24 protein-coding genes are annotated in these 22,156 nt (G+C 59.8%); 15 read left to right on the top strand and 9 right to left on the bottom strand.

The annotated features are described in order from the left end of the window. Window positions 1–128: 128 nt before the first annotated feature. From uxuA to PH547_RS13775, 10 genes are all read left to right on the top strand, one after another. The gene (gene uxuA / locus PH547_RS13730) at window positions 129–1,328 is read left to right on the top strand and encodes a mannonate dehydratase (RefSeq protein ID WP_285168518.1); all 1,200 of its coding nucleotides are present in this window, start codon (window positions 129–131) and stop codon (window positions 1,326–1,328) included. Next, window positions 1,325–2,734, top strand: a complete 1,410-nt coding sequence (locus PH547_RS13735) for a mannitol dehydrogenase family protein (RefSeq protein ID WP_483315545.1) — start codon at window positions 1,325–1,327, stop codon at window positions 2,732–2,734. Before uxuA ends, PH547_RS13735 begins: the two co-directional genes overlap by 4 nt. Before the next feature lie 131 nt (window positions 2,735–2,865). Further along, window positions 2,866–3,888, top strand: coding sequence for a Zn-dependent oxidoreductase (locus PH547_RS13740; protein WP_285168521.1), 1,023 nt, complete (start codon window positions 2,866–2,868; stop codon window positions 3,886–3,888). 54 nt (window positions 3,889–3,942) lie between these two features. After that, window positions 3,943–4,752 carry a transporter substrate-binding domain-containing protein gene (locus tag PH547_RS13745; RefSeq protein WP_104826848.1) on the top strand — a complete coding sequence of 270 codons (810 nt, stop codon included), beginning with the start codon at window positions 3,943–3,945 and terminating at the stop codon, window positions 4,750–4,752. Window positions 4,753–4,813: 61 nt separating this feature from the next. Further along, the gene (locus PH547_RS13750; RefSeq protein WP_104826847.1) at window positions 4,814–5,488 is read left to right on the top strand and encodes an amino acid ABC transporter permease; all 675 of its coding nucleotides are present in this window, start codon (window positions 4,814–4,816) and stop codon (window positions 5,486–5,488) included. After that, window positions 5,485–6,162 (top strand): amino acid ABC transporter permease, encoded by a 678-nt coding sequence (locus PH547_RS13755; protein WP_104826846.1) that lies wholly within the window; start codon window positions 5,485–5,487, stop codon window positions 6,160–6,162. Before PH547_RS13750 ends, PH547_RS13755 begins: the two co-directional genes overlap by 4 nt. Further along, the gene (locus PH547_RS13760; RefSeq protein WP_104826845.1) at window positions 6,159–6,908 is read left to right on the top strand and encodes an amino acid ABC transporter ATP-binding protein; all 750 of its coding nucleotides are present in this window, start codon (window positions 6,159–6,161) and stop codon (window positions 6,906–6,908) included. The genes PH547_RS13755 and PH547_RS13760 overlap by 4 nt, the downstream gene beginning before the upstream one ends. Window positions 6,909–6,912: 4 nt before the next feature. Beyond that, on the top strand, window positions 6,913–7,590 hold the full coding sequence (locus PH547_RS13765; protein ID WP_260305165.1) for a GntR family transcriptional regulator: 678 nt from the start codon (window positions 6,913–6,915) through the stop codon (window positions 7,588–7,590). A 101-nt stretch (window positions 7,591–7,691) separates the two neighbouring features. Next, on the top strand, window positions 7,692–8,228 hold the full coding sequence (gene recX, locus PH547_RS13770; protein WP_285168524.1) for a recombination regulator RecX: 537 nt from the start codon (window positions 7,692–7,694) through the stop codon (window positions 8,226–8,228). A gap of 96 nt (window positions 8,229–8,324) precedes the next feature. Further along, a complete protein-coding gene (locus PH547_RS13775; RefSeq protein WP_285168525.1) occupies window positions 8,325–8,924 on the top strand; it encodes a DUF922 domain-containing Zn-dependent protease in 600 nt (199 codons plus the stop codon). Window positions 8,925–8,937: 13 nt separating this feature from the next. On the opposite strand, the gene PH547_RS13780 is transcribed toward PH547_RS13775, so the two are convergent. Further along, window positions 8,938–9,669, bottom strand: coding sequence for an IclR family transcriptional regulator (locus PH547_RS13780; protein WP_285168526.1), 732 nt, complete (start codon window positions 9,667–9,669; stop codon window positions 8,938–8,940). 227 nt (window positions 9,670–9,896) lie between these two features. On the opposite strand from PH547_RS13780, the gene PH547_RS13785 reads away from it, so the two are divergent. The 4 genes from PH547_RS13785 (at window position 9,897) to PH547_RS13800 (ending at window position 12,967) form a co-directional block, all read left to right on the top strand. After that, window positions 9,897–10,772 carry a transporter substrate-binding protein gene (locus tag PH547_RS13785; RefSeq protein ID WP_104826840.1) on the top strand — a complete coding sequence of 292 codons (876 nt, stop codon included), beginning with the start codon at window positions 9,897–9,899 and terminating at the stop codon, window positions 10,770–10,772. Between the two features lie 80 nt (window positions 10,773–10,852). Beyond that, window positions 10,853–11,518: an amino acid ABC transporter permease gene (locus PH547_RS13790; protein ID WP_104827894.1), complete on the top strand. Its 666-nt coding sequence runs from the start codon at window positions 10,853–10,855 to the stop codon at window positions 11,516–11,518. Window position 11,519: 1 nt separating this feature from the next. Then, the gene (locus PH547_RS13795; RefSeq protein WP_104826839.1) at window positions 11,520–12,167 is read left to right on the top strand and encodes an amino acid ABC transporter permease; all 648 of its coding nucleotides are present in this window, start codon (window positions 11,520–11,522) and stop codon (window positions 12,165–12,167) included. A 5-nt stretch (window positions 12,168–12,172) separates the two neighbouring features. Beyond that, window positions 12,173–12,967, top strand: a complete 795-nt coding sequence (locus PH547_RS13800; protein ID WP_104827893.1) for an amino acid ABC transporter ATP-binding protein — start codon at window positions 12,173–12,175, stop codon at window positions 12,965–12,967. 62 nt (window positions 12,968–13,029) lie between these two features. Here the strand turns inward: PH547_RS13800 and PH547_RS13805 are convergent, their stop codons facing one another. From PH547_RS13805 to PH547_RS13830, 6 genes are all read right to left on the bottom strand, one after another. Next, a complete protein-coding gene (locus PH547_RS13805) occupies window positions 13,030–13,449 on the bottom strand; it encodes a GlcG/HbpS family heme-binding protein (protein ID WP_285168534.1) in 420 nt (139 codons plus the stop codon). Between the two features lie 279 nt (window positions 13,450–13,728). Next, window positions 13,729–14,454 (bottom strand): ribonuclease activity regulator RraA, encoded by a 726-nt coding sequence (locus tag PH547_RS13810; protein WP_285168535.1) that lies wholly within the window; start codon window positions 14,452–14,454, stop codon window positions 13,729–13,731. Between the two features lie 17 nt (window positions 14,455–14,471). After that, window positions 14,472–16,208 carry an L-arabinonate dehydratase gene (gene araD / locus PH547_RS13815; RefSeq protein WP_285168536.1) on the bottom strand — a complete coding sequence of 579 codons (1,737 nt, stop codon included), beginning with the start codon at window positions 16,206–16,208 and terminating at the stop codon, window positions 14,472–14,474. A gap of 54 nt (window positions 16,209–16,262) precedes the next feature. Then, window positions 16,263–17,126 (bottom strand): ABC transporter permease, encoded by an 864-nt coding sequence (locus PH547_RS13820; RefSeq protein WP_104826836.1) that lies wholly within the window; start codon window positions 17,124–17,126, stop codon window positions 16,263–16,265. Window positions 17,127–17,129: 3 nt separating this feature from the next. Beyond that, window positions 17,130–17,945, bottom strand: coding sequence for an ABC transporter ATP-binding protein (locus PH547_RS13825; RefSeq protein WP_104826835.1), 816 nt, complete (start codon window positions 17,943–17,945; stop codon window positions 17,130–17,132). Window positions 17,946–17,998: 53 nt separating this feature from the next. Further along, window positions 17,999–19,003, bottom strand: a complete 1,005-nt coding sequence (locus PH547_RS13830) for an ABC transporter substrate-binding protein (protein ID WP_104826834.1) — start codon at window positions 19,001–19,003, stop codon at window positions 17,999–18,001. 129 nt (window positions 19,004–19,132) lie between these two features. Between PH547_RS13830 and PH547_RS13835 the strand changes: the two genes are divergently transcribed. Next, the gene (locus PH547_RS13835) at window positions 19,133–19,825 is read left to right on the top strand and encodes a GntR family transcriptional regulator (protein WP_285168543.1); all 693 of its coding nucleotides are present in this window, start codon (window positions 19,133–19,135) and stop codon (window positions 19,823–19,825) included. A gap of 18 nt (window positions 19,826–19,843) precedes the next feature. Here the strand turns inward: PH547_RS13835 and PH547_RS13840 are convergent, their stop codons facing one another. Next, window positions 19,844–20,677 (bottom strand): SMP-30/gluconolactonase/LRE family protein, encoded by an 834-nt coding sequence (locus PH547_RS13840; protein WP_285168544.1) that lies wholly within the window; start codon window positions 20,675–20,677, stop codon window positions 19,844–19,846. Window positions 20,678–20,689: 12 nt separating this feature from the next. Beyond that, window positions 20,690–22,051, bottom strand: coding sequence for an MFS transporter (locus tag PH547_RS13845; protein WP_285168546.1), 1,362 nt, complete (start codon window positions 22,049–22,051; stop codon window positions 20,690–20,692). Window positions 22,052–22,156: the final 105 nt, after the last annotated feature.

The following is a 22,156-nucleotide window of genomic DNA, read 5'->3' on the forward strand; positions in this document are numbered from 1 at the left end:
GCTTTTAGCACAGAGGTGTGACGGCGCGCACTGACCAGCTTCATTGACATGTTACCATGGTAGTGTATGTGAATCGAGAGCGATTATTGCCTGGTTTGGTGGCGTAGGTTTTCAAGGGAAAAGTCAGGATGAGACATACGTGGAGATGGTTTGGACCGATCGACAAGGTCAGCGTCAGAGACGCCGTTCAGGCTGGCGCGGATGGCATCGTCAGCTCCCTCCATCATATTCCGACCGGTATCGCCTGGCCGTTGGAGGAAATCCGCAAGCGGCAGGATGAGATCCGGCAGGGCGGATTAGAGTGGGAGCTAGTCGAGAGCATCCCGGTTTCCGAAAGCATCAAGACCATGTCCGGCGATTGGAAAGGCCATGTGAAGGCGTGGGCGGAGACTCTCCGGCGTCTGGCTGAAGCAGGAATTTCCACGGTCTGTTACAATTTCATGCCCGTTCTTGACTGGACCCGTACCGACCTGCGCTGGACGACGCCCAGAGGCGCAAAAGCCATGCGTTTCGATCTCGTCGATTTCATCGCCTTCGATCTGCATATTCTGCAACGCCCGGATGCGGCGGCCGATTATTCCGCCGAAATGGTGGAGGCTGCCGCCCGGCGCTTCGCCGAGATGCCGGAAGAAGAGCGCTCGGTGCTTTCGCGCAGCGTCGGGGCCGGACTTCCCGGGCAGGCAGAGGCCTATACTCTGTCGGAATTACGTGCCGAACTCGTGCGCTACAGCGCCATTGATGCTGACCGCCTTCGCGGCAATCTGGTCGACTTCCTGTCCGAGGTTGTGCCGGTCGCCGAGGAACTGGGCATGCGGCTCTGCGCCCATGGAGACGACCCGCCATGGCCGCTTCTCGGCCTGCCGCGCATTCTCTCGACCGAAGAGGACTATGCGCGCATCCTGAAGGCCGTGGACACCCCGGCCAACGGCGTTACCTTCTGCACCGGCTCGCTCGGCGCGCGCGGAGACAACGACCTGCCGGCGATGATCTCGCGGCTGGCCTCGCGCATCCATTTCGTTCATCTGCGCAATGTCCGCCGCGAAACGACGGCGCAGCCGGGTTCCTTCTTCGAGGACGAACATCTTGAGGGAAATGCCGATATGGTCGCGGTGATTGCCGCCGTCCTTTCGGAAGAGCGGCGGCGCAAAGCCGAGGGGCGCGCGGATCATACGATTTTCATGCGGCCAGATCACGGCCAGGAAATCCTGGATGACTTGGCGCGCGGGGCGCAGCCGGGCTATCCTGCCATCGGCCGGTTGAAAGGCCTCGCAGAACTGCGGGGCATCGAGCGAGCCTTGTCACACCCTCAATATGGATTGGCCCGCTGATGGAACGATTGAATGCCCGCACGCAACCACATGATTCAATTCAGTCTCCCGCTTATGACCGGCAGGTTCTGAAGCCTGGGATCGTCCATATCGGTCTCGGCGCTTTCCACCGTGCGCACCAGGCGGTTTATACGGATGCGGCGCTGGCTCAGGCATTTGGAACCTGGGGTATTGTCGGCGTCAGCCTGCGGTCGACCGAGATCGCCCATGATATGCAGGCGCAGGACTGCCTTTACAGCGTTGTTGCGCGTGACCGCTCCGGCGATAGCGTCCGGGTTATCGGCTCGATTGTCGAGGCGCTTGCGGCAAGCGAAGACGGAGAGGCTGTCCTTGCGAGGCTCGCCGATCCGGCCGTCCATGTCGTGACGCTGACCGTCAGCGAAAAGGCCTATGGCATCGATCCCGTCGGCGGCGGAATTGATCATGCCCATCCCGCAATTGCCAACGATCTGAAATCGCCGGCCCGCCCTTCGGGCGTGATCGGTTACTTGACCGAAGGACTTGCCCGGCGGCGGGATAGGGGTCTGCCGCCGTTCACCGTGCTTTGCTGCGACAACCTGCCGAGCAATGGCCGCATCGTCCGCCGTCTTGTGACCGAGATGGCAGAAATGCGCGATCCCAACCTTGCTGCCTGGATCACGGAAAAAGTGTCCTTTCCTTGCAGCATGGTGGATCGCATCGTTCCGGCCGCAACGGCGGAAACCCGCGCCCGCGCCGAAAGTCTCCTGGGAGTGGAGGACATGCTGTCGATCGAGGCGGAAACCTTCTCGCAATGGGTGATCGAGGATGATTTCGTTTCGGATCGCCCCGTCTGGGAGGCGGGCGGCGCGCTCTTTGTCAAAGATGTCGAGCCCTACGAGAAAATGAAGCTGCGGCTGCTCAACGGTTCGCACTCCCTGATCGCCTATCTCGGGCAATTGCAGAAGCTCGAGTTCGTCCGCGACGTCATGAGTGTGCCGGAGAATGTCGCGCTGGTTCGGCGGCACATGCAGGCGGCGGTGCGCACGCTCGATCCCGTGCCCGGTATCGATCTTGCCCACTATATGGATCAGTTGGTGGAGCGTTTCGCCAACCCGGCCATCGCGCATCGCACGCTGCAGATCGCCATGGACGGCTCGCAGAAACTGCCGCAGCGGCTTTTCCAGCCCGCTGTCGACGCCCTTTCTTCGGGGAGCGACGGAGCGGAGTTCGCCTTCGCCACGGCTGTCTGGATAGCCTTTCTCAAGCAGGCCGATACTCTGGACGATCCGCGCGCCGACGAACTGTTGAAGGCCGCGGCGGACACGGGGCATCCGGACGACGAAACAGCCTCCTTCTTTGCTGTGCCGGGGCTTTTCCCGAGGGAATTACAGGCAAACAGGGCCTGGCGTGACCTGGTGAATTCGCTTTTGAAATCCCTCCAGTGAGGCGAGAGGCGCTTTGTCGATGACAGCCTAAAAAACAGCCTTGCGCCTCCCGGCATTCTTGGATACAAGTATGCAAGCTTTACATCAGCCGCTTCTTTGGAGCGTGGCCTATGTGGGAGCAGGGAGGATACATGGTTGCGATAGCGGTACGCGCGCCTCATCGGCTGGCGTTGGAGGACGAAAATTCTTCTGGAGAATTGGCGCCGGGCGAAGTTTCGATCCGCGTCAGCCGCGCCGGCATTTGCGGTTCGGACATACACATCCTGCACGGCTCGAACCCGTTCGTCGTCTATCCCCGTATCATTGGGCATGAGTTTGCCGGCACGGTGGAAGCGATTGGTGCCGGCGTTTCACGCCTTGCGGTCGGGGATCATGTGGTCGCCGATCCCGTCATTTCCTGCGGAAAGTGCCATCCCTGCCGCATCGGCCGATCGAATGTCTGCGCCAATCTGCAGGTGATCGGCGTTCACCGCGATGGCGGCTTCCGGTCGGTGGCCGTCGTCCCGGAAGACAATGCGGTAAAGGTTTCATCGTCCCTCGGTTTCGACATAGCCGCTCTTGCCGAGCCGCTGGCGGTTGCCGCGAATGTGCTGGCGCGAACGGGCTGCGGCCCCGAAGATGCGGTGTTGATCTATGGCGCTGGCACGGTCGGCCTGACTGTGCTGCAGGTCGCCAAAATGAAGGGCGCGCGCTGCATCGTTGCCGATATCGATGACAAGCGGCTTGAGCGTGCTCGTGAATTTGGCGCCGACCTCGTGTTCAATTCTTTGGAAAAGTCCGTTCCGGACATGGTTGCCGGCGAGCTGGACGGGCTCGGCCCATCGGTCGTTATCGATGGTGCGGGAATCCCTTACCTGCTTGAGGAAGCATGCCGTGTCGCCGCGCCTGCCGGCAGGATCGGATTGCTCGGATTTTCCTCCGCGCCTTGCAATGTCAGCCAACAGGAGATCGTCCGCAAGGAGCTGAGCCTCGTCGGTTCTCGTCTCAATCGCCGTTTCATTCCAGAGGTGATCGGCTGGTTGGAAAGCGGCGCGCTCAAGCCGGATGCGATGATCACGCAGACCTTTGCCGCTGCCGATGCGGCCGCAGCCTTTGATCTCATCGAACAGCATCCCGAGCAGACACTCAAAGTGCAGCTCGCCTTCGATGCCTAGTCACCCCGCCGCTTAGCGGAAGCATTCAACCTAATGACCTGGGAGGGTATATCCATGTTCTTGAGACGCGCATTTTTGGGTCTTCTTAGTGGTCTGGCGATCGCCGCAACTGTTTCGGTTCCGGCCTTCGCGGAATCCGGCAGTGTTCTTCAGTCGATTCTTTCCAACGGCAAGCTTCGCGTCGCCGTGCTCGGCAGCCTGCCGCCCTATGCGACTGTCGGCGCCGACGGCGTGCCTGTCGGCTACGACATCGAAATCGCGAAAAAGCTGGCGGCGGCATTGAAGGTCGATCCGGAATTCGTCGTTACCGATATTCCAAGCCGCGTAACGTCGCTGCAGACCGGCAAGGTCGACGTGACGATCGCCGACTTCACCCGCAATGTCGAGCGTTCGACGTCGGTTGCTTTTTCGAACCCCTATGTGGTGACCAATATGCGGCTGCTCGTGCCGGCAAGCGCGCCCTATAAGACGATCGATGAGGCCAATGCCGCCAAGATCCGCGTTGCTATTTCTCGCGGCGGTACGGCGGAGCGCGCCGTGCCGGCCCATATGCCCAACGCCCAGCTCGTCCGTTTCAACACGCAAGCCGACGAACTCAGCGCTCTGCTGTCCGGACAGGTCGACGCAATGGCGGAAGACGATTTCTACAACCGCAAGGCCATCAGCGACAATGCGGGCAAGCTTCGCCAGGTCGACGGTTCGCTCGCGCGCGCTGAGATAGCGATCGGTGTGCCGGCGGGCGATGCCGATTGGCTGCGGGTCGTCAACCTGTTCGTCGACCAGTTCAACGCGTCCGGCGACAACAAGGCGCTTTTCAAGACGTGGTTCGGCTTCGACCAGCCGGCGCTGCAGGCACAATATTGATCCAAGGGAGCGGCGTTGAGCCGCTCCACCATCCCGCGGAGAGGACTTGGCGGAGGGGACCATGCACTACACGCTCCAGTTTCGCAGCATCCGCGAATATCTGCCGCTGCTCTGGGATGCCGCACAGACCACGCTGAACCTGTCGATTCTCGCGATCGTCCTCAGCGTGATCATCGGCTGCGGATTGGCAATCATGCGGCGCAGCCAGAGCCGCCTCTCGCGCGTCTTGGCGATCACCTATATCGAGATCATGCGGAACACGCCGCTTCTGGTCATTCTCTATATCGTCTATTTCGCGCTTCCCGCCATGGGATTGCGGTTCTCTTCCTTCACCGCCGCCTTGATCGGATTGACGCTCAACAGCGCCGGCTACATGGCAGAAATCATCCGCGCGGGGCTCGTCGCCATCGCGCATGGCCAATTCGAAGCGGCGCGGGCGCAGGGTTTCAACCCCGTCCAGACCTATCGCCATATCATTCTGCCGCAGGTCTTTCGGGTCATCTACGCCCCGCTCGGCAATCAGGTGATCGCAGTCATCCTTGCCTCCTCACTCGCTTCCGCGGTCGCCGTGGAGGATGTGGCCTCGTGGATGCAGACGGTCGGCTCCACCTCCTTCCGGTTCTTTGAAACCTTCTTGGTGGCGGCGGGCGTCTATCTGGTTCTTTGCCAGGCGGTGAACCTCATGCGCCTTGCGATCGGCCGCATGCTTTTCAGGGATAATGGTGCGCGCCGATGAATCACGACCTGTTTTCCTTTCTGCCGCTTTTTCTGAAGGCGGCCGCACTCACGATCTGGTTGTCATGGCTGGCTCTGATGATCGGTGCCGTCGCGGGTGGCTTCGTGGCGCTAGCGCGGACGTCCCGCTGGTGGCCGCTAAGAGTGGTGGCTCTGCTTTTTGTCGAATTCTTTCGGTCCATTCCGATCCTGATTGTGCTGTTCTTTGCCTATTTCGGCCTGCCGGTCATGTTTGGGGTTGATATTTCGACCTTTATGGCGGCGACCCTTGCGCTGGCGCTGCACGCCACGGCCACGATGTCCGAGGTCATGCGCGCTGGCATCGAGAGCGTGGGACGCGGCCAATGGGAAGCCGCGCAATCCTCGGGAATGACCTTTGCTCAGACCATGCGGCATGTGGTCGGCCCGCAGGCATTGAGGGTCGTCCTGCCGCCTTCGGTCGGTGTCTATGTGACGACGCTGAAGGAGTCCTCGCTCGCCTCGATCATCGGCTATGTCGAATTGACCAAGACCGGTCTTCTGGTCCGCGAAAGCACGGGCGGCAGTTTCGCTCCGCTGCTGATGCTCGGCGTCCTTTATTTCCTCATCAACTATGGAATCTCGCTGGCGGGAGGCGCGCTTGAGCGGCGCTACAACGTCGGAACGAAGCTCATGCTCGCGGGAGGCGGACAATGACGCAGGCAGTCCTCGAATTCGACAATGTGGTGAAGCGCTTTGGCAAGCGCACCATTCTCGATGGTATTTCCATGCAGGTACAGCCGGGTGAGATCGTCTGCTTCATCGGCCCTTCCGGCACCGGCAAATCGACGCTGCTGCGTTGTGTCAATGGATTGGAAGACATCCAGGGCGGCGAGATCCGCTTCGAGGGCCGGCCGGTGCTTGCGCATGAACGCGGCGCGATCACCAGCGTCCGCCGTCGGATCGGCATGATCTTTCAGCATTTCAACCTCTATCCGCATCTGACCGCCCTGCAAAATGTCGTGCTCGCCTCCGTGGTCGTGCATAAACAGGATCGAAAGACGGTCGAAGCGCGTGCAAAAGCTTTGTTCGAACGGGTGCGCCTATCCCACCGGATGAATGCCTATCCGGCGCAGATGTCGGGAGGCGAGCAGCAGCGGGTGGCGATCGCCCGTGCCCTTTGCGCCGAGCCGCACATCTTGCTGTTCGACGAGCCGACCTCGGCGCTCGACCCGGAAACCGTCGGCGAGGTTCTCGGCGTCATGCGCGACCTTGCTCGCGAGGGCCGCACAATGCTAGTCGTCACGCACGAAATCCGTTTCGCCGCCGATGTCGGTACACGGATGATTTTCATGGACGAAGGCAAGATCGTGGAAGACCGGGAGCCTCGCGCGCTGATCGCAAATCCGAGCAGTGACCGAGCCCGGCGCTTCCTGAGCACCATCACAGCAGAGGCGCATTGAACCGATGGCCGTATCACCAATCCGCCCACGGATGAGCATCAAGGACCTTTATGACGTCCTTTATATGCGGATACTGACCGGCGAACTTCGTCCGGGCGCGGCTATTTCGGAAACACGGATCGCCGACGAGGTCGGCTTGAGCCGAACGCCGGTTCGGCAGGTGTTTCAAAGGCTGGCGGATGCGGGCTTTCTGGTCGTCGTGCCGCAGGTCGGCACCTATGTTGCACCCATCGAAATCAGCGCGGTTCGGGACGCGCAGTTCGTGCGCGAAATGCTGGAATGCAGCGCCGTCGCCGAAGCCGCCACGTCACCCGTGGCGGACAAGGAAGCGCGGCTGCACCGGTTTCTGGAGGACCAGCGGCGATTGATTGGCAAGGGCGATCACATCGGTTTTTTCCTGTCTGACGAGGCGATGCACCGGGCACTGATGGAAATCGCCGGGCATCCCCATGTCTGGGGCATGATCGCGTCGGCAAAAGTGTCCCTCGACCGTCTTCGCTATCTCTCGCTCGAGCGGATCGATTGGCTGGAGATGATCTTTCGTCAACACGAGGATTTGGTCCATCGCGTCGTCACGGGCGATCCGGATGGGGCGACCAAGGTGATGCAAGCCCATTTGCGCACCGCTTTTGCCGCCATCGAACGGATCGCCGCGGAAAATGCGGATTTCTTCGCGGAATAGCGTTCAGGTGCGCAAGGGGATTTCGTTGCGAAAACAGGGTGCATGGCGTAGACACCTTCACCTCGAAACTCCGTTTTTCAGATTCTGAACATCCTCTGCCCATGGATCAAACTCCTACGACCCGAATGCTGGCCTGGGCACGCAATTCGACGATCTATCGCCTTGAACGCAAGATGATGACCGAGAAGCAGTTGTTCGATGTGATTACGAGAAAAGCGAAACAGAAGTTTGAAGACATCAGCGATGCGCAGATCAAGGCCGTCGCTGATTTCGCGGTCCAGTTCGCTTATGACCAGAACGCCCTTAATGACGTCGCCTATGCCGAGATCAGCACGCGGTCCGCGATGCGCTCCGGCAAATCAAGGAAGGCCATTGGCTACAAGCTCGCTTCGAAAGGCATAGACAGCAACACGGTGATGACGGCGTTGGACGCCACGAACGACTTGTTCGCGGCCATCATCTTTGCCCGCAAACGCGGCTTCGGGCCATTTCGGAGAGATGAGCCCGATGAGAAGCGAAAGGCGAAAGAACTGTCCGCATTCGCCCGCAACGGATTTGGCTTCGAGATCGGCAAGGCGATTTTCCATATGAGCCGGCAGGAGGCCGAAGAACTCCTGCAGTCATCGCCGGTCGTCTGAGCGGGACGAGTTCGTTCGGCTTCTCATCGTCCGATTGAAAGCGGCATTTGCACCCGGTAGTTTCGCCGGCATTGGGCATTGTTCATGGGGATTTGCATGAAGGCAGGCGTTCGATTTTGTGTGCTGACAGTCTGTTTTGCATCATTGCCGATGGTTGCGCACGCCCAGTGGCAGGCCGTCGAGAAGGTGAAGACCTATGCCATTGCTGGCAAGTCTGGCGCGGATCTTTATGAATCGATCGGCGAGAAAGGGCCTGAGGTTGGCGGTGGAGCGCGCGCTATCGCACACACGGGTTTCAAGCTGACCTGGACGAGGAAATACGAACCGCAGGGCGAATCCTGCGTCCTAGTTTCCGCACAACCGAAGCTGACAATCACCTACACGTTGCCCAAGCCTGCGGAGCAGTTGCCGGTCTCGACCAAGAGAAGCTGGGAGACGTTTATCGCAGGCGTGCACAAACATGAGCTCGTGCATGGCGAGATGATCAAGGACATGGTGAAGGAGATTGAGACCGTGAGCGTCGGCCTCAGTGCCGCCGACGATCCTGAGTGCCAGAAGATCAGGAGTGATCTGACGAAGCGCCTGTCCGAGATTTCCGACAGACAGCGTCAGCGAGCCCGGGATTTCGACAAAACCGAACTCAGCGACGGCGGCAATCTGCAGCAGCTCGTGCTGAAATTGGTGCGGGAACAATAGGCCCCGTTGGGATCTATTGAGCCGCGGTCAGATAGTTGTTGCCGATCGAAAGGCCTTCCGCGGTGCGAACGAGCTCTGCGCCCAGGGCCGTTTTGTGGTCCTCCGAAACATCGATCGGCAGGACGAAGCAGATGGTCGCTTCGACGATGCCGTTCGAGTTCCAGATGGGGGCGGCCATGCATTGGGTGAAGCTGTTGATCAAGCCCGTGGTGACGATCAGCTTCTTTTTCTTGGCCTCGCTGCATTCGCGGGCGAAATCCTCTAGGTCGACCGAGCGTCCGTCGGGAAGGGTCAGGTCGCCTTCCTCCAGCAATCTACCGATTTCTTCCTTGGATAGATGTGACAGCAGCAGCCTTCCCGATGCCGTCCAGGGGATAGGTACCTGCGATCCGATCTCCGAGCTGATGCGGAGCGGGCGCGAACCTGGCGCGGCATGGACGATTGCCTGCTTGTTCCTATGGCGCACACAGAGCTCGCTCGTCTCGCCGGTCTGTTTCGAGAGCCGCTCGACTGCTTCCCTGCCGCGAATAATGATGTCGTTTTCCTGCAGGTAACGCGTGCCATAGAGATAAAGCAGCTTGCCGAAATAGACCCTATTGTCGCTGCCGTTCGTCTCCAGAATACCCGCATCAGAGAGGATACCAACGAGATCGTAGATGGTCGATCGCGGCGCGTCGATCGCCTTGGGCAGATCGGCGAGCCGCACCGGTTGCCCGGCCTTGTTCAGATAAGCGAGCAATTTCAAGACTCTATCGATACCGCGCTCACGAGGTCCGTGGGCCTCCCGGGTCTTTCGCGCACCTTCGTCGTTCGAAACCATGCCAGAAATGCTCCATTGCTGCCGCTCTGGCATTGCGCCAGCGCCAAAATCGGTATATCGTCCTAAATATAAGAAACGTGTCTTATATATAAGACAGAAGCTTGAAAAACAAGCTCGACTACGGGAACTTTATCTCAAACGCGGAGGCTTACATGAACGATATTTCGCAGCGTCGTGATTTTTTGAAGCTGGGCCTGGGTGGCTTGGCGGTCGGTACCGCCGTTGGCCTTATGGCCAGCAGCGAAGAGGCGGCGGCGCAGGCAGCCAGCGACAGCCTGCTGCGCACGGTGCTGGATCGCGGCCACCTGATTGTCGGCACCGGCAGCACCAACGCTCCCTGGCATTTTGAGAACGATGCCGGAGAGCTGGTCGGCATGGACATCACCATGGGCCGCATTCTTGCCAAGGGCCTGTTCGACGATGAAACCAAGGTCGAATTCGTCAAGCAGGATGCGCAGCAGCGCATTCCGAACATCGTTACCGGCAAGGTCGACATTACCATCCAGTTCATGACGATGTCGGCGCAGCGTGCGCAGCTCATCAATTTCTCCCGGCCCTACTATGTCGAAGGCGTCGCGCTGCTAACCCGTCCAGACGCCGACAACAAGACCTTTGACAAGCTCCTGGCCGGTGGCAGTAGCACGCGCGTTTCCATTCTCCAGAACGTCGACGCGGAAAAGACCATTCACCTCGTTCTGCCGGATGCGCAGGTCATGCAGATCGACACCCAGGCGAACGTTCTACAGGCTTTGGAAGCCAAGCGTGTCGATGCGGCCGCGGTCGATCTGTCGACCGTGCGCTGGCTTTCCTCGCGCAATCCCGATCGTTATTTCGATGCGGGCAAGCAGTGGAACAGCATGCTTTACGGCGCCGGCGTCCGTCAGGGCGATCTCGACTGGCTGTATTTCGTCAATACGACGTTCAACACCGCCATGTTCGGCCATGAATCGGCGCTCTATGATGCTGCTTTCAAGGAGTATTTCGGCCTGGATGCGCCGGTGCGCAAACCGGGTTTCCCGACCATCTGATCTGGACGGAGCCAGCGCGGCTTCGGCTGGCGCTGGCTCCGCCGCAGACATCGATCGCTTAGCGGGAGATAATGGCCGGCATGGGCTATCACCTGAATTTCAATCTTATCTGGCGGCACATCGACAAGCTGTGGGGCGGGCTGCTGCTTAGCCTCGAGTTGGCGGTCATTTCTATCGCCATCGGTGCCTTGATAGGGCTCGTCCTCGCCATCTGGTATGTATCGGCCGGCAAAATTGTGCGCCGTTTCATTGCCGCTTACGTCGAGTTCATCCGCAATGTGCCGTTGATCCTGCTCGTCTATCTCGTCTTTTATGGACTTCCGACCGCTGTGAACATCGCCTATAGCGCGACGACCTCCTTCGTCATCACCTTGTCGGTCTATGCTGGTGCCTATCTCGTTGAGGTGTTCCGATCCGGTCTCGAAGCCGTGCCGCGGGGCCAGATCGATGCGGGCAAGGCGATCGGGCTGACGCCGTTGCAGCGGCTCCTCTATGTCCGCCTGCCGACGATGACGCGCATTACCTTGCCTGCGCTATCCAATACCTTCATCTCCTTGTTCAAGGATACGTCGGTCGCCTCGGTCATTGCCGTTCCGGAGCTCACCTACGGAGCGCAATGGATCAATTTCAACACCTTCCGCATCGTCGAGGTCTACATCATCGCGACCCTGATGTATCTCGTCACCGGCTACCTCATCTTGTTCGGCCTGCGACGGCTGGAAGGTCATTTCAGGGTGGAGCGCTAGTATGGCTGCGATCGTCTATGCTCTGCCGTTCCTTCTGAAAGGGCTGCTGATCACGCTTTGGGTCTCCGCGATCGTTGTCGCGCTTTCGCTTTGCATCGGCATCGTCTTTGGGGTCGGGCTGATCTACGGCCCCTGGCCGATCAAGCTGCTGGTGCGCTTCTTCAGCGATTGTATCAGAGGCATTCCAATCCTCGTTCTCATCTTTATCGTCTATTATGGATTTCCGGCACTCGGCCTGCATATAGTTGCCTTTTGGGCCGGCGTCGTCGCGTTGACGCTGTTCAAATCGGCCCAGGTCGTCGAATACGTGCGCGGCGCCGTTCTCTCCATTCCCAAGGGACAGATGGAAGCCGGCATGGCCATCGGCCTGACTTTTGTGCAGCGCCTGCGCTACGTCATCTTCCCGCAGGCGACACGCCGCTTTCTGCCGCCCTGGATCAATGGCGTGACCGATGCGGTCAAAGGAAGTGCTCTGATTTCGCTGCTCGGCATCGTTGACCTCATGCAGTCGATCAACGAAGTGATCGGCCGGACCTATGAGGCCATGCCGCTCTACCTTCTCGGAGCCTTCATCTACTTCGCGATCAACTACAGTCTCTCCAGCCTGAGCCGGAGAATGGAGCGCCGCTACTCCTACATCAGGGATTGACCGTCATGAACAATATACAAGCTGCCACGCCGCTCCTTAGAATACGCAATGTCGCCAAGGCATTTGGACCCGTCCAGGTTCTGCATTCCATCGATATGGATGTCGCCAAAGGCGAGGTGGTCTCGGTCATCGGCCCTTCGGGCAGCGGCAAGACCACGCTTCTGCGCTGCGTGAACTTTCTCGAAAGTTATGACAGCGGCTCGATCCAGATCGATGGCGCCGAGGTCGGCTATCGGGACGGCACCAATCAGCAGCGCCGTGGCGAGAAGGACTTGGCACGTATGCGGGCCGAAACGGGCATGGTCTTTCAGAGCTTCAATCTCTTTCCGCATCTGACTGCCGCGGAAAATGTGATGCTCGGCCTTCAGAAGGTCCGGGGCAAGCCTAAGAAGGAGGCGCGGGAGATAGCCGAACATTGGCTCAGCCGCGTGGGGCTCGGACACCGCATCAACAATCTGCCGTCGGAATTGTCGGGTGGCCAGCAGCAGCGCGTTGGCATCGCCCGCGCCGTGGCCATGGACCCGAAGATTCTGCTGCTTGATGAAATCACCTCGGCGCTCGATCCGGAACTGGTGAACGAGGTTCTCGATGTTGTCAGGCAATTGGCGGAGGAGGGCATGACGATGCTGATGGTCACCCATGAGATCGCCTTTGCCAGGGACGCCAGCGACCGCATCGTCTTCATGGCTGATGGAAAAGTGTCCGCTCAGGGAGCGCCGAAGGATCTTCCGGCGCTTGTGGCGGAGAATGAACGGCTGAAGGCTTTCTTGTCCCGCTTCCATGCGGCCGCGGCCGTCTGAGATTGAACGGGAGAACAGAGACATGCACCGTTCGCAAATGGCCGGACTGAGGGAAACTAGCCTTAAACGGCATCGGCTCCAATGGCAACAAGTGCGGCGCGGGCGACCTCGAAATCCTGATCGCCTGTGCCCGACCCTACGCCGATCGCGCCAGCAAGCCGGCCGCGGAAACGGATGGGCAGGCCGCCCGGCAGATGCGTGACGCCGCCTTGCGAGGCGATGCCGGCGGCGGTGCCGAATTCGAAGGAGATGGCGCCGGTCGGCGCATTGATCGAGGCGGCGGTGCGGGCCTTGGCGCGAGCCGTATGCATGCTCAGATATTTTGCGCCATCCATCCGGATGCTCGCAATGGTTTCGCCGCTCGCGTCGACAATAAAGACACACTGCGGAATGCCGATCTTCTCGGCATGGACGATCGCTGCCGCAAGAGCCTGCATTGCGCCGGCATGGGACAGGGCTAGGGTTTCGCGTGTGACGGACATGGGCTTGTAACTCCTCAACTATCAAATTCTCGCGGCAAAGATGGGCTGCCTGTAGCTAGACCGGTATGCTCATAATTGGCAATGCCAAGAGGCGAGGCCGCCAACACCCGTGCGCGGCCAAGGGCAACGAATTTTCAGACGACACCAAAGAAGGGGTCTTCATAGATAAAATTAGATAATATCGATAATATGTTGATATAATTCTTTTATTCTCAGAAAGAATCCCGTCCCCGTAATCGGTGACGGGATTTCGGTTCGACATAGCGCTGAAGACGCCGATCAGCGTCCTTTCTGCTTCCGCCACTCGGCGAACTTGACCTTCGGCGCGTCGCTGGTTGCCGGGTAAAGTCCGATGATGGTCGCGCCGTTCAGAACTTCCTCGGTGACGAAATCCTCGTAAGCGGTCATTTCGACAGTCTCATCGGCGATTTCGTCGGCGAGGTGGGCCGGGATGACGATAACGCCCTCATTGTCGCCGACAAGAACATCGCCGGGGAAAACTGCGACATCGCCGCAGCCGATCGGTCCATTTATTTCGATCGCCTGGTGCAGCGTCAGGTTTGTCGGCGCGGACGGGCGGTGATGATAGGCGGGAATGTCGAGATTGGCGATTTCCGGACTGTCGCGAAAACCGCCATCAGTCACGACGCCGGCGACGCCGCGCACTTGCAGCCGCGATATCAGGATCGAGCCGGCCGAGGCCGCGCGTGCATCCTTGCGGCTATCCATCACGAGGATGGCGCCGGGCGGGCACGCTTCCACTGCTGCACGCTGCGGATGTTCAGGGTTGCGGAAGACCTCGATCGTGTTCAGATCTTCGCGCGCGGGGATGTAGCGCAGCGTGAAGGCCTGGCCGACCATATTGGCCTTTTTCGGCGATAGCGGGCGGACATCCTGAATGAATTGGTTGCGAAGGCCGCGCTTGAAGAGCGCCGTGGCGATCGTCGGCGTGGCAACGCCCATAAGCTTGCTGCGGGTCTCGCTGCTCAACACGTAATTGCTCATGATATCGTCCTTTGCGGTCAATAAATATCGGGTTCGCCCGGCGTCGGGCCGAAACCGGTTTCCAGGAAATCAAAGTCGCAGCCCGTATCGGCCTGCGCTACGTGGCGGGCGAACATCCAACCATAGCCGCGGCCGAATTTTTCCGCGGGCTTGACCCAGGCTTCGCGCCGTCGCTGCAATTCGTCGTCATCCACAAGCATGTCGATCCGCCGTGCTTCAAGATCGAGGCGGATAATGTCGCCGTTCTTCAGCAGCGCCAGCGGGCCGCCGACATATGATTCCGGGGAGACATGCAGGATGCAGGCGCCGTAGCTCGTGCCGCTCATGCGGGCATCGGACAGACGCAGCATGTCGCGATGGCCTTGCTTCAATAGTGCCTTCGGGATTGGGAGCATGCCCCATTCCGGCATCCCAGGCCCGCCCTGCGGGCCGGCGCCGCGCAGCACCATGACATGGTCCGGCGTGATGTCGAGATTTTCGTCGTCCACCGCCGCTTTCATCTCCGGATAGCTGTCGAACACCAAGGCCGGTCCCTGGTGCTTGTGGAAGCGCGGATCGCAGGCAGCCGGCTTGATGACTGCTCCGGTCGGCGCAAGATTGCCCTTCACGACTGCGAGGGAGCCCTCGTGATAGACGGGATTGTCGAGCGAGCGGATGACATCGTCATTGTAGCACTTGGCGCCCTCCAGGGTCTCGCCGAGGGTGACGCCGGAAACGGTCAGCGCGGAGAGATCGAGCTTCGTGGACAGCTTTGCCATCAGCGCACGCAGGCCGCCGGCATAGTAGAAGTCTTCCATCAGATAGGCCTTGCCGGTCGGCCGGATATTGGCGAGTACCGGCGTCGTCCGGCTAGCCTTGTCGAGATCATCCAGCGTAAGGGCGACACCGGCGCGGCGCGCCATGGCGATCAGATGCACGACCGCATTCGTGGAACAGCCCGTCGCCATAGCCACTGCAACTGCGTTGCTGACGGCGGCGGCCGTGACGATCTTCGAGGGGACAAGGTCTTCCCAGACCATCTCGACAATGCGGCGGCCGACGGCCGAAGACATGCGGATATGGTTGGAATCGGCTGCCGGGATGGAGCTCGCTCCGGGCAAGGTCAGGCCCAACGCCTCGGCAATCGCCGTCATCGTGCTCGCCGTGCCCATCGTCATGCAGTGGCCGTAGGACCGGGCGATGCCAGCTTCGACGTCGACCCATTCCTTCTCCGAAATGGCGCCGGCGCGGCGCTCGTCCCAGAACTTCCAGGCGTCGGAACCGGAACCCAGATATTCGCCGCGATAATTGCCGCGGAGCATCGGGCCGGCGGGTAGGTAGATCATCGGCAGGCCCACGCTGAGCGCGCCCATGACGAGGCCGGGCGTGGTCTTGTCACAGCCGCCCATCAGCACGGCACCGTCGACCGGATGCGAGCGCAGTAGTTCTTCCGCCTCCATCGCCAGCATATTGCGATAGAGCATAGTCGTCGGTTTGACATAGCTTTCGGACAGTGACAGCGCCGGCAGTTCGAGAGGAAAGCCACCGGCCTGAAAGATGCCGCGTTTGACATCTTCGACCCGGTGCTTGAAATGCGCGTGGCAAGGGTTGGCGTCGGACCAGGTGTTGAGGATGGCGATGACGGGCTTGCCCGCCCATTCTTCCGGCGCATAGCCCATCTGCATGGTGCGCGAACGATGTCCGGAACTTCTGAGGTCGTCGGGCGCGAACCATCTGGCGCTGCGCAAGCCCACCGATTTCCTTTTGATATTCATTATGTTGAGACCTTATATTCAACTATTGGCCGAGGACTCGAATTTGCGCGGGCGTCATTCCTTCATGCCCCATTTCTGTAAGGTTCGGCGCTCGATCGTCTGGAAGACCAGGTTCTCGACGATAAGGCCGATGACGATGACCGTCAGCAGGCCGGCAAAGACCGAGGGTATGTCGAGGAGGTTGCGGTTTTCGAAAATGAACCATCCAAGCCCGCCTTGACCGGAGGAAACGCCGAAGACGAGTTCGGCGGCGATCAAGGTGCGCCAGGAGAAGGCCCAGCCGATCTTCAACCCCGTGAGGATTGATGGGAAGGCGGCAGGGATCAGAATGCGGAAGACATAGGAAAGTCCGGTCAGCCCATAGTTGGCCCCCACCATGCGCAGCGTGCGCGAAACGCCGAGAAAGCCGGCATGGGTGTTGAGTGCAACCGCCCAGAGCACGGAATGCACGAGCACAAAGACCAGGCTCGCGGGGCCGAGACCGAACCAAATGAGGGCGAGCGGCAGCAGCGAGATCGCCGGCAGCGGGTTGAACATCGCCGTCATTGTTTCGAGAAAATCGGTGCCGATACGGGTGTTGATTGCGACAACGGTCAAAATAGCGGCGAGGACCGTCCCCGTCACGTAGCCGGTCACCAGCACCTTCAGCGTCGTCCAGATGCGCTCGGGCAGAACGCCGTCTGCAAAACGATCGTAGAGCGCCGTCAGCGTGTCGCTGAGTGTCGGGAAAAGCAGCGGATTGTCGAGATGCCGCGCATAGCTCTCCCAGATGATGGCCAGGACGACTATCAGCAACGATTTGCGGAAGAGGCTCGACTGCCAAAGAAGTTCGATGGCGCCGAGTTTCTGCTCGACAGAGGCGATGTGGCCTGCGGGTTCGGTCCTCTCAGGCGCGAGGATGATCTGCGGTGCGTTCATGGCCTATTCCCTATGTCCGGCTTCGGCAAACAGCATGTGATGGATTTCGTGTTCCAGTTCCGCGGCTGCGGCGGTGTCGTGACGGACGGATTCGACATTGCGAACCTCGGCCTTGACGCGGCCGGGATGCGGGGAAAGCAGCAGGATGCGGTTCGAGATCTTGATTGCCTCGGCGATCGAATGCGTGACGAAGATGACGGTGAAACGCGTATCCTCCCAAAGCTGTAGAAGCTCGTCCTGCATCTGCCGGCGGGTCAGCGCGTCGAGTGCGGCAAAGGGTTCGTCCATCAGCAGGATATCGGGTTGCATAGCCATGCCGCGAGCGATCGCCACACGCTGTTTCATGCCGCCCGAAAGCATATGCGGATAGGTATCGACAGCCCGGGTGAGCTTGACCTTATCGATATAGTCGCGGGCGATGGCTTCGGCTTGCGCACGAGGCAGGCGCCGGGCGGTCGTCAGCGGAAACATGACGTTTTCCAGGACGGTCTTCCAGGGCAGGAGCTGGTCGAACTCCTGAAAGACCATCATCCGGTCCGCGCCGGGCTTCTTGACGGGTTGCCCCTTGATTTCGATGCGGCCTGCCGCCGGCGTCAGATAGCCGCCGATCGCCTTCAGCAAGGTCGATTTTCCGCAACCGGATGGTCCGAGGAGTACGAAACGATCGGATTGCGCTACCGAAAAGCTGACCTCTTCGGTGGCGGTGATCAAAAGGTTCGGCGTCTTGTAGCGAAGCGTCACCTTGTCGACGTTCAAGAGTGGTTTGGCCTTGGCCATTTCAGCCGGCACGGCATCGGCTGCAATTTTTGCCTGAAGCATAAGGCTCCTCCATGAGAGATAGCTGAGGGCGGCATTGGCGCCGCCATCAGGCTTCAATTGCCATTCAGATCCGCCGCTTCCGGCAGATAGTAGTCGGTCCAGGCCTTGGGCATCGCCTTCAAGGTCCCGATCTTGTGGAGATGCGCCGCAAATTTCATGGTTCCCTGCGGATCCATGCGGAATTCCATCATGTGCGGCTGGTTCAGGATCGTCAGGAGGTCGTCGACACTGGTCTTGTCACCGCTGACCGTCTTGTAGGCCTCGACTGCTGTCTTCGGGTCCTTTTTGATTACACCGATGGCATCGGCCGTCGCTTCGCGTATGGCCTTGATGATCGTGGGGTTGGCATCAGCGAATTGCGTCGTCGTGAAGAAGGTGCCTTGCGTCAGCTCGCCACCGATGATGTCGCGGGAATCGACGACTTGATGAACGCCCGGCTGCTTCAGTTCTAGATATTGGAAGGGTGGGGCCGAGAAATGGCTTTTCACTTCATGGTTCTGGTTTGCAAGCGCCGCCATGGCGTCGGGATGGCCAAGCTGCACCGTATTGGCGTCGAACTTGTGTACTTGATCGTCACCATACATCTGAGCGGCGGCCATCTGCAGCAGGATCGCCTGCGTCGAGACGCCGACCGTCGGCACGGCGATCTTATCGCCCGGCTGGATGTCCTTCAGCGATTTGATGCGCGGATCGCGCGAGACCATGATGACCGGCTGCGCGGAGTTGGTGACGATGCCCTTGACCTTGCCTCTCGTGCGATCCCAGAGCAGCAGCAGATTGCCGGTGCCGGTATTGACGATGTCGACGCTGCCGGCAAGAAGCGCGTCCGTTTGCGCGCCGCCGCCGCTAAAGGTACGCCATTCGACCTTGACGCCCGGTAGGCCGTCAGCTTCGGCGCGTTTCTCGATCAACTTCTGCGTCTCCATGACGTGGCTGACGAGATAAAGAATGCCTGGCTGGCGTGTGATCGAAATATCGGTCTTTTCGGCAGCGCTAGCGGAAAACGTGCCGGCCAGCATTACGGCAACCGCGGTCATGCCGCGAAGAAATCCTCTCATTATGTCCTCCCAAATGACGCAAACCCGTGAAATCGCGTTTACATAAATTGACTAAAGCACTAATGTATCAGTGCATCAAGCCCTAAATTGTGCTTTATGAACTTACGTTCTCGATCAGGAAGGTAGCCAGTGAAAGTAAACCCGAAAGAATTCGCCTTGGATCGCTCCCGCCAAGTGGCGCCGCAGATCCTGGAAATCCTGCGATCGCGTATTCTTTCAATGAGTTTGCCGCCGACCACCGTCCTGTCGCGCATCTCGCTTCAGAGCGAGTTCAATGTCAGCCAGACGCCGGTTCGCGATGCTTTGATCAGGCTGGAGGAGGAGGGGCTGGTCGAGGTTTACCCGCAATACGCCACCGTCGTCGCGAGGATCGATATCGGTAACGCCGTCGAGGCGCACTTCCTGAGATTGTCGATCGAGCTGGAAGCCGTCCGGCGATTGACGGCCGAATCGCCGGAGGAAACGGCGGCGGCGTTGCGGCATGTTTTGGTGCGGCAAGAGCATGTGGCGTCACCCGAGACCTACGATCTGTTCGATGCCCTCGACAAGGATTTCCACCGTGTCCTCTTCGAAAGGGTCGACATCCTGGGACTGTGGGCAACCGTGCGGCGCCAGAGCGTTCATCTCGATCGGCTTCGCATGCTGAACCTGCCGATGCCGGGCAAGCAGCAGCAGGTCATCGCCGATCATCATGCCATTGTCGATGCCATCCAGTCGGGGGATGTGGAACAGGCAGTGGCAGCGCTTCGCAGGCATCTTTCCGGCACGCTGTCGATCATCGATCTCATTTGCGAGAAATATCCGGATTACGTCAGCCGATAAGCGCTTGTCCTAGAACGATCATCGAAAAGTTGCGCGCAGCACATGCCCCGAGGCGTGCGTATCCTCCTCGGGAACGGTCCGTCTGGTCGTGACAAAAACGGAGCGCGGATTGGCTCTGTCCATGACGATCTTGGTTGGATGTGTCACGGGAAAGGCGATCGGTTCCAGCGTTTCGCCCGATGGTGCGAAGCGGAGGAGCTGCGATCCCTCGACGCCGGCAATCCAGTAGATGCCGTCCTCATCGATAAACGCGCCGTCGGGCCGGCCGGCGAATTCATGCGTCGTCGCAAAGACGCGGCGATTGCTCGGCGTTCCCGTGGAGACATCATAATCGCAGACCCAGATCGTTTGTACGGTCGGATGAGAATCCGAGAAATACATGCGGCTACGGACCGGATCGAAGGCGAGCCCATTGGGCGTCCATATGCCATCGAAGACGCGGCGATGACTAAGATCGGCTTCGACGCAGAAAATGGCGCCCGCAGGTTCGGTCAGGGTGAATTGCATGGTGCCCGCCCAGAAGCGGCCCGCCGGATCGAGGGCGCCATCGTTGAAGCGAACATCCCTACGGCTTTCCGGCGAGCAGGCGAGGTCGAAACCGCCCTTTGCCGGATCGAAGAGAAAAATGCCGCTGGCGAGGCCTGCCAGCAGCGTTCCATCCGGCCGCAGGGCGATGCAGCCGACAGCCTCCGGCGCATCCCAGACCTCGGTTCTGCCGGACGCTACGTCGGTTCGCAGCAGCCGGCAGCCCTCGGTATCGACCCACCAGAGACAGTTGCCGTCATCCGACAGGACCGGGCTTTCGCCGAGAAAACTCCAGCGGTCGGAGAATACTTCGAAGGCTGATATCATTTTGTCTCTTGCTTATGCGCGCTGTCGGCGGGCTTCCATATTATCGCCAGACGTCAAGCTGTCGACCAGATCCTTCCATCGCCCGAGGCGCGGCGCCGTTTCCGGCAGCGCCGCCGTGCAGGCGATGGTGATCGCACAGCCGAGAGCGACGAAGCCAGCAAGCGCCCAGGGCGCACCATTCAAAAGCGCCAGAAGCCAGCCGGCAGCAAGTGTTCCGACGGAGCCGATCAACGCGCCGATCTGCTGGATGAAGGAGACGCCGCTGGCGCGGACCCGGGTCGGGAAGAATTCGGCAAAATAGGCGGCCTGCGGCCCGTACATGGCGCTATGGCCGATGGCCAGCGCCGCCGTCAAGCCGACCCAGATGTAGCTGTCGACGCGATAATAGACCAGCGCGAAGGTCGGAAAGCTCGCCAGCAGCACGGTCGACGCGCCAAGGATATAGACCGGCTTGCGGCCGATGCGATCGGAAAGCGCGCCCCAAAACGGCATGCAGACCAACTCCAGCACGATGGCGATAAGCGATGCCGTCGTCATTACCGGCCGCGACACGCCGCGGCTCGTCGCATAGGCGGTGATCAGCACCGCAAAGCTGGTGAATGCAACGCTTTCGGCAAACTTGGTGCCGCAGCCAAGCGCCAGATAGCGCGGATATTTTCTGACGATCTCGACAAGCGGATGCGGGTCCTCGGCGCGGCGCCTGCGCATTTCCAGGAACAGCGGCGATTCCGTCAATTGCAAGCGGATATACATGCCGACAGCCACCAGCACGAGGCTGAGCAGAAAGGGAATACGCCAGCCCCAGCTCATGAAAGCCTCTTCCGACAGCGTGGCCGTTAACGCTGCGAAGATGCCGAGCGGCAGGATGAAGCCGGCGGGCGCACCCGTCTGTACCCATGAGCCGAAATAGCCGCGCCTTTTGGCGGGCGCATGCTCGCACATGATGAGGATCGCATTACCCTGTTCGCCGCCGATGCCGAAACCGTGCAGCATGCGGATGAACAGCAGGATCAGCGGAGCGGCAATGCCGATGCTTTCATAAGTCGGCATGAGGCCGATGACGAAGGTGGCGATGCCGACGATCAAAAGCGTGGTGACTAGCGCGCTCTTGCGGCCGTATCGGTCGCCGAGATAGCCGAACAGTAACCCGCCGATCGGCCGCACGAAGAATCCGGCGGCATAGGTACCGAGCGCAACCAGCGAGCCGACGAGCGGATCGAAACTCGGAAAAAACAGCTTATTGAAAACCAGCGCCGAAGCGGTGGCATAAATGAAAAAATCATACCACTCGACGGTGGTGCCGATGCAGGAAGCAATCGCCACCCTTCGCATCATGGCGGAGTTTGCCTGCTCCTCCAGTCCGATATTGCTCATAATATCCTCCCAAATCCGGCAGGGCCGGCCTCACGCGTGCAAGACTAAAGCACTAATGTATCAATATATCAATAGGACGCTTACAATATGTTTGGCTGGCTGCAA

This window comes from Rhizobium cerradonense, assembly GCF_030182455.1.
Taxonomy (GTDB): domain Bacteria; phylum Pseudomonadota; class Alphaproteobacteria; order Rhizobiales; family Rhizobiaceae; genus Rhizobium.